The 13,923-nt window shown below is 41.6% G+C and carries 14 protein-coding genes; 5 read left to right on the top strand and 9 right to left on the bottom strand.

The features are described 5' to 3' along the window. Positions 1 to 68: 68 nt before the first annotated feature. The 5 genes from J7E37_RS22415 to J7E37_RS02255 form a co-directional block, all read right to left on the bottom strand. Positions 69 to 896 carry an STAS domain-containing protein gene (locus J7E37_RS22415; protein WP_214782849.1) on the bottom strand — a complete coding sequence of 276 codons (828 nt, stop codon included), beginning with the start codon at positions 894 to 896 and terminating at the stop codon, positions 69 to 71. 130 nt (positions 897 to 1,026) lie between these two features. Beyond that, the gene (locus J7E37_RS02240) at positions 1,027 to 1,521 is read right to left on the bottom strand and encodes a DMT family transporter (RefSeq protein WP_215022211.1); all 495 of its coding nucleotides are present in this window, start codon (positions 1,519 to 1,521) and stop codon (positions 1,027 to 1,029) included. 18 nt (positions 1,522 to 1,539) lie between these two features. Beyond that, complete coding sequence (locus J7E37_RS02245) at positions 1,540 to 2,238, bottom strand: Crp/Fnr family transcriptional regulator (protein WP_215022212.1); 699 nt, start codon at positions 2,236 to 2,238, stop codon at positions 1,540 to 1,542. A gap of 25 nt (positions 2,239 to 2,263) precedes the next feature. After that, positions 2,264 to 2,689 carry a DMT family transporter gene (locus tag J7E37_RS02250; protein WP_215022213.1) on the bottom strand — a complete coding sequence of 142 codons (426 nt, stop codon included), beginning with the start codon at positions 2,687 to 2,689 and terminating at the stop codon, positions 2,264 to 2,266. A 139-nt stretch (positions 2,690 to 2,828) separates the two neighbouring features. Continuing rightward, complete coding sequence (locus J7E37_RS02255) at positions 2,829 to 3,848, bottom strand: STAS domain-containing protein (protein ID WP_214782837.1); 1,020 nt, start codon at positions 3,846 to 3,848, stop codon at positions 2,829 to 2,831. Between the two features lie 245 nt (positions 3,849 to 4,093). On the opposite strand from J7E37_RS02255, the gene J7E37_RS02260 reads away from it, so the two are divergent. After that, entirely contained in the window at positions 4,094 to 4,639 is a 546-nt protein-coding gene (locus tag J7E37_RS02260; protein WP_215022215.1) for a CBO0543 family protein, read from the top strand. Between the two features lie 166 nt (positions 4,640 to 4,805). Here J7E37_RS02260 and J7E37_RS02265 read toward each other — a convergent pair whose 3' ends face one another. The 4 genes from J7E37_RS02265 to J7E37_RS02280 form a co-directional block, all read right to left on the bottom strand. Next, complete coding sequence (locus J7E37_RS02265) at positions 4,806 to 5,813, bottom strand: FecCD family ABC transporter permease (RefSeq protein WP_215022217.1); 1,008 nt, start codon at positions 5,811 to 5,813, stop codon at positions 4,806 to 4,808. Beyond that, a complete protein-coding gene (locus J7E37_RS02270; RefSeq protein WP_214783621.1) occupies positions 5,810 to 6,817 on the bottom strand; it encodes a FecCD family ABC transporter permease in 1,008 nt (335 codons plus the stop codon). Before J7E37_RS02270 ends, J7E37_RS02265 begins: the two co-directional genes overlap by 4 nt. A 63-nt stretch (positions 6,818 to 6,880) precedes the next feature. Next, positions 6,881 to 7,801, bottom strand: coding sequence for an iron-hydroxamate ABC transporter substrate-binding protein (locus J7E37_RS02275; protein ID WP_215022218.1), 921 nt, complete (start codon positions 7,799 to 7,801; stop codon positions 6,881 to 6,883). Further along, positions 7,752 to 8,597: an ABC transporter ATP-binding protein gene (locus J7E37_RS02280; protein WP_215022219.1), complete on the bottom strand. Its 846-nt coding sequence runs from the start codon at positions 8,595 to 8,597 to the stop codon at positions 7,752 to 7,754. The genes J7E37_RS02275 and J7E37_RS02280 overlap by 50 nt, the downstream gene beginning before the upstream one ends. 180 nt (positions 8,598 to 8,777) lie before the next feature. Here J7E37_RS02280 and J7E37_RS02285 point away from each other — a divergent pair, with 180 nt between their 5' ends. The 4 genes from J7E37_RS02285 to J7E37_RS02300 all read left to right on the top strand — a co-directional run bounded on the left by J7E37_RS02285 (position 8,778) and on the right by J7E37_RS02300 (position 13,687). Continuing rightward, complete coding sequence (locus J7E37_RS02285; protein ID WP_215022220.1) at positions 8,778 to 9,824, top strand: NAD(P)/FAD-dependent oxidoreductase; 1,047 nt, start codon at positions 8,778 to 8,780, stop codon at positions 9,822 to 9,824. 20 nt (positions 9,825 to 9,844) lie between these two features. Continuing rightward, positions 9,845 to 10,597, top strand: coding sequence for a PD-(D/E)XK nuclease family protein (locus J7E37_RS02290; protein ID WP_215022221.1), 753 nt, complete (start codon positions 9,845 to 9,847; stop codon positions 10,595 to 10,597). Between the two features lie 105 nt (positions 10,598 to 10,702). Continuing rightward, the gene (locus J7E37_RS02295) at positions 10,703 to 11,641 is read left to right on the top strand and encodes an endonuclease I family protein (protein ID WP_215022222.1); all 939 of its coding nucleotides are present in this window, start codon (positions 10,703 to 10,705) and stop codon (positions 11,639 to 11,641) included. 744 nt (positions 11,642 to 12,385) lie between these two features. Beyond that, a complete protein-coding gene (locus J7E37_RS02300) occupies positions 12,386 to 13,687 on the top strand; it encodes a DUF2254 domain-containing protein (protein ID WP_215022223.1) in 1,302 nt (433 codons plus the stop codon). The last annotated feature ends 236 nt before the right edge of the window (positions 13,688 to 13,923 follow it).

Raw genomic sequence — 13,923 nt, forward strand, 5'->3', positions numbered from 1 at the left:
TAATGTGTGAGAGATGGTCTTTTTACATTAGGAGTCCGGTAGATGTACTCTTTTCCCCTACCTTCCTCCTATGCTCTATTCGCCAGAATCGCCTGCTGTACGGTTCCATAAGTGTTTAATTGAGAGAAATCGATTCCTGTGTTAATGACATCGACTGCGAGTTCAGGTCGAATGCCTGTCAGCATCGTTTCGATTCCGATCAGTCTCAGGACTTTATTGATATTGAAGATGCGCGCGGCGATTTCTGCATCAATCATGGCGATACCAGAAAAGTCGATGATCAGATTCTTGATTCTGAGTCCACTTATTTTTGGGATTACATCGGTTAAGATATGGTCACTGCGTTCGAAATCAAATTCGCCGATCAATGGAAGGATGGCCATGTCCTCTGCGAGAGGAACGATTGGGGATGATAGATTTGTGATGATTTTTTGGTTCTTAGTGTTCTCTTCATTCGCGAGTTTTTCGCGTTCAATCATTGTTTCCGTAATACTTAAATCAAGCAAGTAGCTTACCCGGTTATTGACGAACACTACTTCTTCGGTTGAAAGCCCCTCTCCGATTGATATTTTCGTCATCATTTCGATCAGTTGGAGCCGTGTTTCTGCATATGGCTTAAGGATACTTGCAAGTTCTTCATGGCTGAATTGATATTCAGGCTTATTTGCTTGTCTAACTTCATACCAATCAATAAATTTCTCAGCCACTGTTTCTTTTGACAGTTTTAATGTCTCACCGAGAAACTCCAGAAAGGCTATGTTTGTATTTATTGTTTGTTGGATAATTTCTTCAGGCAGATTGATTTCAAGCTTTTTCAGGTTATAATCTGTAATTTCCCTACTGATCGCTTCTGCATGGTCGATGAGGTATTTAGAAAATCTTTCGATGGAATTCACAAATTCAGCTCCTATAATTAGATCCGCTTTTTCTTTTTAAAGATTATACCACGTTTAGATAGTTATATATAATTTCAACTACCTTCAACAAAAAAAACGGCAGTTAGCGAGCTGCCGCGAAAGTTTTTCATTAAGAGATTTCTGCTTTTTTATCGAGCTTGGAAGTGATAACATTATCCTTTTCTTTGCTTCCTTCGCTCCATTTAAAGACAATCACTCCTGCTGTTATAACAAGTACACCAAGGAACTGCTGCCACGTAAAAGGAACCTTCTCCAATCCCATCCAGCCTAAAGAATCCCACAATACTGCGAATCCAAGTTGCGAAGTCAACACAATCGATATCGCAAAAGTCGGCCCTAGATACCTTATAGCTTGTACGATGCCGGCAACGACCCCGATTCCGAGCAATCCGCTGAACCAGTACCATCTTTTCATTTCCTGCAGATTGAACATTTGGCCGCCTTCAAAGAACAGTCCAAGGATGAAGGATGCCAGGAAACCCAATCCCAAAACTAATGTGGTTGTCATCCACGATCCCGCTTTTTCATTGACCTTGCTGTTAAAAATATTCTGCATGCCAACAAGCGTGCCGGCAATTATTGCAAATAGTAAGCCTACTAGCATAGTTTGTCCTCCAAATTTTTACTCATAAAGATCTTCCTTAGCCAGGGACTTTAATCCCTCCAGATCCTTGATTACAATTGCACCGTTATTCCGCTCCACAAGGCCCTTTATACAGAAATCCTTTATGACTCTATTAAGATGCCTGTAGCTTGTTCCAATTAAATTAGCAATGTCGGTCAGGTTCGATGTACTGACCTTCCCGTTGACGAGCGCTTCGTTTTCATCATAGGCGACAGACACGAGATAGCTCGCTAACCGGGTTTCAACCGGGTAAAGGATGTTATGTCGCATGAACTGGGATTTAATATAGAATTTCCTTGTGATGATTTTTAACAAAAATTGCAGGAACGGTGAGTGGTCTTTTAAAAATCTTCGCACCACAGTTTGGCGGACTCCAATCATGACGACCTGAGAAACAGCTTCCACCGTATTGATCGTGTCGATTTCCTGTACGTATTCAATATCTCCTATGACTTCTATTGGAGTTTTAAAGGAAAGGATTAATGTCTTGCCATCTTCTGAAGTGGTAAAAATCTTCACTTTCCCCTTTACCAGTATATATAGGTACTCAACAGGCTCACCCTGCGAACAAATCTGTTCGCCTTTTTCAAATTCGAATAATGTTAAGTATGGAATAATTTCGTCAGTAAATAATGTTTCAACCTTGTAAGACCGCAAATATCCTTCTATCTTTTCCCTAGCATGTAATTCCTTCATACAGCTTTCCCTGCCTTTTTTTCGATTACCAGCCCAGGATGACCACACCTAAAACCATCAGTGTAATACCAATCAGCTGAGGCATCCTCATTTTTTGCTTCTTTACCTCGAACCATCCATTACGGTCTATCAGGAAGGTCATCCCCAGCTGGGCAATCAACATCGCGGAGACCGTTAATGTAACGCCAATGTAATGGATCGCCGTAACGTTTCCAAAGACAACAATTGCTCCAAACATCCCGCCAATCAAGTAAAGAGGCTTCACTTTCCTTAATCCCTGCCACTGTCCCTTTGCAGCAAAGATCAAGACAAAGAATGCAGTCAAAAATCCGGTAAGCTGTGTAAGCGAAGCCGTCTGCCATGTACCAATATCCTGGCTGATTCTCGCATTGGCCACACCCTGCAGCGTAATAAAAGCTCCCCCTAATAAAGCAAAAATCAAACCTTTCATCTCTCTCTCCCCAAACCTTATGTTTGTAATAATTAAATGACAGAACAAGCTAGCTAAGGAAGGACATATGTCCTAATATGTAAAAAGTTTCATTTCAGAAAAAAGCTGAACCAGGAAATTCCCGGTCCAGCTCGAAAAATTATTTCTTTTTAACCAATTCATATCCATTCTGCTGGATGGCATATTCCACGCCCTGCTGCAGATTCGAAAAGGATTGAATCCCCTCTAAATTAACATTTGAACCCAGGATTTTGAGGCTCAGCTCCGCGGATACTCCGACAATAAAGCATTGGCCTCCAATCAGGCGAACGGATTGGATCAGCTTTTGAATACCATGGATTGTGTAAGGATCGACATGCTTAATACCGGTTAAGTCGATCAATAAGTATTTGGCCTTCAGCCTCTTGAGTTCCACCAAGGCTTTTTCCATCAGGCTGCTGAGTCGATCTTCGTTATATTGTCCAATCAGCGGAATGACCAGAATACCATTCAAGACTGGGATGACTGGAGAGCTGAGCTCCTGAACGAGAGAGTTAAGCTCTTTCGTTCGTGCTTCTACTTTCTGCTCCAATTCCATGATGCTTTCCTGTTCTTTCTTTCGGGCTAGCTTATGGATGTTTTGTGAAATGGTCACGGATGAAGGAAAAATCTCCACTTCATCATAATCATGGCCTTCGTGCTGGCTTTTCACCATTTTATACCACATGTCCTGCTTGAAGAGCCCGCTGAAAATGCCTGCCCAATGGCTTGGAAGCAGGACACCGGCTTTATTTTTACCAGCCACCTTGAAAATTCGATGTTCCCAGCTGTTACGAATCCTGACGACCGCCCGTTTCTCTTCATAAGAGTACTCTTGAATCTCAGCGACTCCCCAGCCAGCACTTTTATATATATCACTGTATTCACTCAACAGCTTAACCACGTCTGTCCTGCCTTCGTAATAGGAACTTACAAGATGCCCCATCCGGAACCCGGTCACTTCATATACGGTCTTCGATACATCATTCCCGGAAATTTCTTCAATCGTATTCAAAAACAGCTCGATGGCTGAATCCCAGAAAAGCAAAGCAGGAGCACCATCAAATGTCAGCTCCCCCTCCTGTAAATTCCAGACAAACTCATTTTTGTTCACTTTTATCTGATGGTTAGAATTGACCATTATAAGACTCCCTTAATATTGTGAATTAGTTTAATTCTATCTGAAATAAATGTGGAATTCCAATCTAATGGTCTAAACTGGTTTGTTTTCAATGACCTTACCAAATAATCTTTATTCATACTGTAAGGAAATGAAGGTTTTATGTTTTCTTCAAACCATCGATTAAACAACAACTCAAGGAATAAATATCGATAATATGCCCATAATGGTAAGGCTTTAAACTCTTTCACAATTGGGTGGGAATATTGACTACAATAGAAAAAATGGATCATTACTCGAGAGAAACTCACGAAATTGTCCAACAGGTTATTGAGCTCTGGATGAATGAAAGCCTTTTCACCTGGCGCTGGTGGTTCGGTTTATTAACTACAATCCTTACTTGGTTATTCTGGTTTAAATACCATAAAAAAGAGAGTCGATATAGATTGCTTACAGCAGGCTTCTTCGTGATGACCTTTTCTGTTTCCTTTGATGCCATAGGTGTACAACTAGGATTATGGTCATATCGATATGAGGTTTTCCCTTTCATTCCTGCATACATTCCCTATGATTTGGCTTTAATGCCGGTTATTATTATGTCTCTAATACAATTTAAGCCGAGATACTCACCAATTAAAAAAGCATTATCCTTTGCTTTATTAACAGCGTTTATAGGCGAGCCTTTACTCGTATTTACTGATATTTATAAGCCCCTGAATTGGAATTTTTTTTATTCCATTCCAATATATCTTGTTATATACCTTATCGCTCATTGGCTCACTGCCCGAAAGAAGTTCGATGAAGTCTCATAGTATATACTTTTCAATACCCATTCATGGTGCATCCTTGGTGGGTTTTTTGTTTTCCTATTTGTGATCCCCATATCATTTTTATCGTATTAAGAGTGATAGGATCTGACAATAGATATACTTCAAATAATACAAAAGCTGCCGGGCTTTTTCCCGACAGCCTGTCTGCCTATTTTCGCAGTAACAAATACACAAAATATGGTGCTCCTATCAGCGCAGTCATGATTCCTGCCGGGATTCCTTCCGGCTCTAGCAGGTTGCGGCCGATGGTGTCTGCGAACAGCAACAGCCATCCACCGATCAATACCGCTATTGGCAAAAATAATTGGTTCCTTGGACCAATCATTGCTTTGGCAAGGTGTGGAGCCATCAACCCGATGAAGGCGATTCCGCCTGTTACCGACACGGCTGAGGCGGCCAATGCAACAGCCGTTAAAAGCAGGACAATTCGTTCTTTTTCAATCGATACCCCTACTCCGATGGCGACAGGATCGCTTAAGTTCAAAAGGTTCAAGCGATTGGCTTTAAACAGGGTGAATGGGATCAATAATAATAACCAAGGCAAAAGTGCCCATATAAAGGGCCAATCTGTTCCCCAGATATTTCCTGCAAGCCAGCGGGCGATGAAATCAACTTTTTGTCTCTCCGCTGCGGAAATAATGACTATCATAGCTCCTGACAAAGCCATCGAAAACCCTATTCCTACAAGAATCAATCTTACAGGCTGAAGCCCGATTCCCTTTTTATAAGAAAACAAATAAATGAGAACAGCCGTCAGCAAAGCACCAGCGAACGCGACCAAAGGTAGCATATAGGCAAACGAAGCAGCATCAATTGGGAAGAAGAGAAAGAACACGGCAATTCCCAGGCCTGCTCCGGAATTGATGCCGATGATTCCCGGATCCGCCAGATCATTACGGGTCAATCCTTGTAAAATCGCCCCTGAAATTGCCAGGGCCATCCCGGCAAGGAGCGTTACAATAATCCTCGGAAGTCTGATCTCAAACAAGACAAACTCTTCTTTAAAAGTGCCATTTCCCAATATCGTTGGCAAAATCCGGTCATACGAAACGGAAGAATAACCAAGGCCAAGACTCGCAATCATGGTTAACACAATTAAAAGGAGTAGAATCACAACTATGAATCTTTGTTTCTTAATAATGGATGGATGGATCATGTGAAGCTCTTCCCTCCTTTACGGACAATGAACAGGAAGAACGGCAGTCCGAGCATGGAAATGATCGCATAGATCGGCGTCTCATAAGGAGCGTTGATTGTCCGGCCTAATGTATCCGCAATAAGCATGAAGGATGCTCCAAATAAGGCAGACATCGGAAGGACAAACCGATAATCTGTGCCGACAATCATCCTGACGATGTGCGGGACCATAAGTCCGATGAAAGCCATGTTGCCGACTAGCGCTACAGCTGACCCTGCCAGTAAAATAATTACGATGAATAAGATCAGTTTAATCAAGTTGGTCTTCTGGCCAAGCCCTACTGCTACTTCCTCACTCAAGCTCAAAATCGTCAATTGTCTCGACAGGTAAAAAGCAGCCAGCATTCCGACGAGGATAAACGGCATAATAATTTTCAATTGTGCCCATGAAGTACCCATCAGGCCTCCGGCAGTCCACATCGAAACATCCTTTGAAATTTTAAAATAGAGACCAATTCCTTCTGCTACCGCAAACAGAAAGGCTGACACCGCAGCTCCGGCCAATACAATCCGTAATGGAGAGAATCCGCCTTTTTTTAACGCGCCAATCCCAAAAACAAGAATGACACCAACTGCAGCCCCGATAAAACAAGCAATAGTGATGGCAAGGTAACCGGCTCCAGGACTGAGCGCCATAATCAAAGCAAGTGCAGCATTGGCACCTGCGGTCAGTCCAAGCAGACCCGGATCTGCCAGCGGGTTTCTCGTCAAGCCCTGCATGATTGCACCCGCTACCGAAAGGGCAGCCCCTACGAAAATGGCGCCAACTTCCCTCGGCAGGCGTATTTCCCTGATCATGGTGATGGTATCTGTTTTAACAGTTGAAGTAAGCGCCAGCCAAATCTCTTTGATGGTCGTGTCAGCCGCCCCGAAAACCATGGCCGTCATGAAACTGGCAGCCAGGACGAGTACACCTGCAGCGAACTTTATGAGCATGGAAAGCGAGCTGTTTGGGGTTATCATCTGCATCTCATCTTTCTGATAGCAAGAAGAGGAATTCCTTAAAAGAATTCCTCCTGCTTCTTATTATTGTTCCAAGAATGAATTTTTAAAGAATTCAAGTTGGTATTCAAGTGTTAAAGGATCATTGAAATAGAATTCCTTTGCATTCACTTCAAATACACGGTTATTCTTTACGGCAGGAATATTTTTATAAGTCTCTGTTTGCTGGAAGGAAGTATCTCCCTCAGCGTTCTTGCTGAATATCACGTAATCACCGGCGTATTCAGACAGAACTTCAGGCGAAATCGCATAGTAACCAGGCTTAAGTGCTGCATCTTTTACTTTTTCAGGCATATTCAAGCCCATTTCCTGATACAGGATTTCTGTTCCTCTTGCCCAGTTATCACCGAATACATACAGTTCCTTGTCGAAGTTCTCAATGACAGAAACCGTCGCATCTTCTCCGATTTTTGCTTTGATCTCTTCTCCGGCAGCTTTTGAGTCGGCCTTAAAGTTATCGATCCACTCCTGGGCTTCTTTTTCTTTATTTAAAACCTTCCCGATTTCCAAATGCTGCTCAAGATACCCTAGCTTTCCGTAGGTAAAAGTAACAGTAGGCGCGATTTCTTTCAGCTTATCGACATTCTTGATGTTAGATAGACCAATGATCAGATCTGGATTTAGCTCAATAATCTTCTCCAGGTTTTCATCTGTTACTTCTTCAACATCCTGCAATTCTTCAAAGCGCGGATTCATTTTTGACCATGAGTCAACTCCCACGATTGGCACATCAAGAGCCATTACATTTCCGGCAAAGGAAGAAAGGACGATGACTCTTTCTGGATCTGCAGGTACTTCTACTGGTCCATTTTCAGATTCATAAGTAATGGTTTGAGGCTTATCTTCTTCCTTTTTCTCACCTGTATTTTCTTGCTTTTCTTCTCCTCCGCAAGCACTAAGAACAAGCACCAGCATAAGCAGGAATGGCATAAGTAATTTCTTCATTGTCTTCTTCTCCTTTTAGTAAGTTGTACGTGATGCAGATTGGTTTATTCGTGCGCGGATCTCTGCCGATTTCAGCGTCAATCTGGAAAACTTCCCTGAGTACTTCCTTTTTGATGACCTCTTCACTTGACCCAGTTTTCACGATGCTTCCCGCTTTCAAGGCGACCAGGTGATCGGCAAATCTTGCGGCATGGTTTAAGTCATGAAGCACCATTACAATTGTCCGGCCCTGCTCTTTGTTCAGCTTTTGCAGGAGCTCTAGGATTTCAAGCTGATGTGCCATGTCAAGATATGTGGTCGGTTCATCAAGGAAAATCATTTCTGTTTCCTGTGCGAGGGCGAGTGCGATCCAGACACGCTGTCGCTGTCCACCGGATAACGAATCGACTGGCTCGTATTTGTAACTCGCCGTGCCCGTTACTTCAAGGGCCCAATCAATGGTCTCGATATCCTTTTTCGTCAGCCTTCCGAATCCTTTTTGATAAGGAAAGCGTCCATATGAGACTAATTCCCCTACCGTCAGGCCAGCTGCGCTTTCGGGGGTCTGGGGAAGAATGGCCATCTTTCTTGCCAGGGTTTTTGTGTCTTCTTTTGAGATACTCGACCCATCCAGGAATATAGAACCAGACTGATGGGGAATGATTCGTGACATCGATTTTAGCAATGTCGATTTTCCGCACCCATTTGGGCCGATGATAATCGTGATTTTCTGATCAGGGATCTCTAAAGTCAGATTTTTCACGATTGTCCGTTCCCCATATCCCACTTTTAATTGGTCTGTGTATAAGCGGACCATCATCATTCCTCCAAAGTTTTTCATTTTCTCGTTGATAATGATTATCAGTGTCGTTTACAATGTATACTATAAAGCTATTATTTTTCTCAGTCAATGACAGATTTGTGAAAATTTCATTTTTCATGATTTCTTTACCGTATACAAAAAGGATTTGCACAATACATTCAAGGAGTGTTTCCAATGGAAAACATTGAAGTCTATGATATTACGATTATTGGCGGCGGGCCTGCCGGATTATATTCAGCCTTTTATTCTGGCTTGCGTGAAATGAAAACAAAGATTATTGAAGCCCAGTCCGATCTGGGCGGAAAAATCCATGTTTATCCTGAAAAAGTAATCTGGGATGTTGGCGGCATTGGACCGATAACAGGCGCAAATCTAATTAAACAATTAAAAGAACAGGCGATGACATTCAGCCCTGATGTTGTACTGAATGAAAAAATAGAATCCATCAGCAAGGATCGGGATTTATTTTTACTAAAAGCTGCTTCTGGAAAAGTCCATTATTCAAAATCGGTCATCGTTTCTATTGGAAGTGGAATTTTAAAGCCACAAAAACTGAAGCTCGAAGGGGCGGAAAAATTCGAGGTGTCCAATCTGCACTATATGGTCAATTCCCTGAAGTATTTCAAGGATCGGACAGTTGTCATTTCTGGTGGGGGCAATTCTGCAATCGATTGGGCCAATGCGTTAGAACCGGTAGCAAAAAAGATTTACCTAGTGCACAGGAGGGAATGTTTCTCCGGCCATGAATCACAGGTCACACAGTTGCTGAACAGCTCTGTGGAATGTTTATTCCATTCATGTATCAGCAGTTTAAATGCTGATGAAAACCGGACATCCATTGCCGAAGTCGAAATAACAAACCAGATTACCGGTGAAGTTCTTCGCCTTCCTGTTGATGATGTTTTGGTCAACCATGGATTTGATCAGGATGCATCCTTGCTTGAGAATAGCGAGCTTGAACCGAGGATGATTGATGGTTTTTACATTGACGGAACACCTACGAGTGAAACGTCCGTACCTGGCCTGTTTGCTGCAGGGGATATTTTAAAGCATGAAGGCAAATTGAATTTGATTGCCGGGACATTCCAGGATGCAGCCAATGCGGTAAATAAAGCAAAACAGTTCATTGAACCGGCAGCTTCTCATTCTGCCATGGTGTCATCCCATAATAAAGTTTTTTCAGAGAGAAACAAGGAAATGATTCTTGAGTTAATCAATTGATTTTTAAGGGGGGATTGCTCTTGCGGGAAAAACTGGCCGATTATCATTTGGAAACATTTCTGCAATGTCCGTACAAATTTTATCACCGATTCGTGACCGGCAAGAAGTTAAGCGAATATAGTTGGCGCCAGGTCGTACAAAATTCGGTTAATCAAATTGTCCATCAATACTATAGTCTGCCACATGGCGCAAGGAGCAAAATCGCTGTACTAAGATTGATCCAGCAGTACTGGGACCAAATCCCTCTTCATTTATTTCAGGATAAAGCTCATTACTATACAACTCTGGCAAAAATAACGGATCATTTGCTGCAGGTCTTGGTGAATAGGGAGATTGAAAGCTCCTCTCTATTCCTGTATGATCAATTCCAAACCTCCATTGAGGAAATCAATGTTTCAATCAAATTTGAGGTCGGGAATTGGAGTGACCGCAGCTTCACCGTTACAAAATATCTGCTGGATGCAGATGATTCAATGGTAAAACTGTATACATATTTAACAATACTGTTTTCCAATTCAGCTTTCGGGGTGCTCCCTGAGAAGGTTGAAATCATCACCCTTCTTGATGGCACTCTTTTTCAATATAACCCTGAAGAAAACGATGTCCAGCTAGCCAAAGCTTACTTTAATGAACTCAAAGAGAACATAAGAAAGCCCAAAGAATATACCAATATCGTTTCCTCTCAGAATTGCAGTCAATGTGTATTCGAGGATGACTGTAACTTTAAAAATGAACTGAGAGACGAAAAGAAGAATTCTGGTTACTTGCATTAATCATTAAAAACTCTAAGTCCAAGCATTTTATCCCCCTCAGGTCTTTGAAGGACAATCTTTTAAAGGGTAAAATAGGGATACGATGACGAGAATGAGGAGTTTGTTATGTCTAAATATAAAAAGCTACGGCAACAGGAGAGCTGGGAGCACAAGTACGATTCGCTGGACCTGAAAAAGCTGCTGACAATTCTGAAGGAAAATCGCCGCGACATTCAGAGCAATCAGCAGCTATACTACGACCCTGACCAGGATGAGCTTGATATCAAGAAATATTACCGCGGTGCACAGGATCTTGATTTGTCCGGTCTGGCCCTGTTTTACAAATTTCATACAATCGTATTCCAGTCACATAAGAACCAGCTCCCCTACTTCCTTGCAAAGGATCTGTATCTGTACACCTGGGTCGATTTATATCCTGACGGATCTGCTAAGAGTATCTATTCAAGCCAGATGAAGGATCCTGAGTCATTGCTTATTGAGGATAATGAAACTCTAAGAGAGAAGTACGATGAGTTTAGAAGGCGTTCCCGGAAAATCCAGGTGAATGGCTTTGATTCAATTAAGGAACTTAAGGTATTTGAGGATCATTTTAAGATGAACACCGAGCATATTGTCCCGCAATCCTGGTTCGAGGGTGCTGAACCGATGAAGGGTGACCTGCATCACCTGTTTGTCTGCGAACCTGATTGCAACATTTCCCGCTCCAACTACCCGTTTGCCGACTTTGATTTCTATAACCCAGAATCGGGAAATGAACCTATACAGAATAACTGCGGAGTCACGACAGGATTCGAATTCGAACCTGAGCACGGCAAAGGAGCTTCCGCCCGGGCGATGCTGTACTTTTTCCTCAGGTATCCAAAAAGAGTGAAAAGAGAATTCAAAAAGAAGGTCGACATCGCGCTGCTCACTCGCTGGAATGAAGAATTCCCGCCCACCCTTTATGAAAAGCACCGGAACCAGGCCATCTACTATATCCAGGGAAACCGCAACCCGTTTATCGATTTCCCGGAGTTAGCAAAGAAGATTGAATTTCCATGGTAAAGCTGAGCCAATATGTTCTGGTTCAGCTTTTTGTATTTATTAGTTGCGTATAAGTCACTTTTCAATACTCTCGTTGATTTTCCTTCGGGCACATGTTCCATCAACTTCTTACCGAAATTCATGAAGCCTCTTCTTTTCGGGCACATGTTCCGCCAACTTCTTACCGAAATTCATGGAGCCTCTTCATTTCGGGCACATGTTCCGCAAAATAAAAAGGCAACAAAAAAACGTCAATCCTTCCTGGATTAACGCATTAGAAACAATTATGAGAATAACAGGAAGAACGCTCCTGCCATAAAACCAAATCCTAATAGGAAAATTAAAATCCTCTTAACTATAGATGGAAATAGCATGTAAAGAACCATTAAGAAAAACTCGACAACATTTGTTGGTATACCTGGACCAACCTCTTTTAGGTCCTTTTTTTTAATGAAGATTGCCGTCATTATACAAAGTATACCCAATACTATTAAAAAGACTGAAAGGAAAACTATTTCCATTTAAATTCATCATTCCTAAAATGTTAATCTGTTCGTAAGATAATTATTATGCGAATTAGACTTTTAATAAAGTGGTAAATTTCCCCACGCTTCCATTAGGAAAAAACAATAAAAAACGAATGAATATAAAGATAGACTTATATTGACAACGCCTCACATTAAAGATATATCAATATACGAGTTTACGATAACTCAATGATGGCTATAGTTCTTCATTAGTCAATTTGTATTGGGAGGTTTGGACTTGAATAATCAATGGTATTTGGGAGTAAAAAATAAAATTTGGGTGGTTCCCGCCCTGTATACCCTTGCAGGATTTATCCTTGCTGCAGTATCCATCCAGCTTGATATACACTTTTTCAACGAATGGCATAATACCATCCTAAAACACTTTCTGGTGGATGTAAGTCTTGCCCAGATTGTTTTATCAACGATCGCTGGCTCCTTATTGACAATGACTACTATTACATTTTCCATCATTATGGTTGTATTGACGACCTACTCTTCACAGTTTTCCCCGAGGACACTGCAAACCTTTATTACAGATTCTGTTACTAAAAGGGTAATGGGGGTTTTTATTGGTGGGTTTGTCTATTCAATAGGAACGCTTTTATTTATGAAAAATGATCTCGTGGAAAACAAAACGTTCTCTCCTTCTATTGGAACACTGGTGGCTGTCGTTTGCCTTGCCTTTTTTGCTTATTTCATCCACTATGTTGCTACCTCCATTCAGGTTAATAAACTAATAGAAAAAATCGCCGCTGATCTCAGCGAGACGATCGCAAGTGGATTAAATAAAATCGAGGAGACCGACCGACTTTCCCTATGTACCAGTACTCCCCAAAAAGGAGAGCATTATACGGACTGCTTAAATTTGACTGCAGACATTTTCGGGTATATTCAGTTAATACAGGGTGACGAACTGGCAGATTGGGCCAGGGAAAACAATAGTTTCATTGAAGTAACCAAACCTGTCGGCAGTTATATTTCCCGCTCCTCTGTAATTATGAAGATTTATTATAACGGCCAAAAGCCGCCTCGCTATTTAAAACAGAAGATCAGTGTAGGGAATAACAGAACAACAATGCAGGATGTTGGCTTTGGGCTTCAAAAATTGGCTGAGATCGGGCTTCGGGCCATTTCGCCAGGTGTGAACGACCCCAACACTGCTATAGAGTGTATTCAACATATGGGAAGCAGCCTTAAGGAGGCAGCTAAGCTGGATGGTTGTTATCTAAATTACAAGAATGATGAGAATCAAACTATTGTTTCAATCCCGCAGAGACCATTTGAAGAGCTTTTAAGACTATCCTTTTACCAGATTATTCACCATGGCAAAGATGATATCTCTGTCGTTCTTGCCATTTATGATAGCTTAATAGAAATTGCCGAGGAAAACACCTATTCTATTCGGAAAAAGGTAAAGGACTTTAGTGAATATGTTATGGAAAAGGCGGACGTTGATTCATTTCCTGAATTGGATAAGGCACTTTTAGATAAGAAAAAACAACGGGTAGACAAACTGTTAAAGCCTGTTAATGATTAAGTAATTTATGATATCTTTCAACACTGTATGGCAGCTTATATTCCTAATGCAGTTCAAATAATCTTCAAAACAGAAACCTAAGCCTCCCGCTTAGGTTTCTGTATCCACTCACCATATAATATCTTTTCTTTCTACAAACCAATTCAATTTCCCCATTGGGTTTCTCCGTTCAGGATTATTCTGCGATTTACCGTAAATGAATTCCCAACACGAATCTCCAAGGTCCTTTTTACACC

It is taken from the genome of Bacillus sp. ISL-39, assembly GCF_018613295.1.
Taxonomy (GTDB): domain Bacteria; phylum Bacillota; class Bacilli; order Bacillales; family Cytobacillaceae; genus Mesobacillus.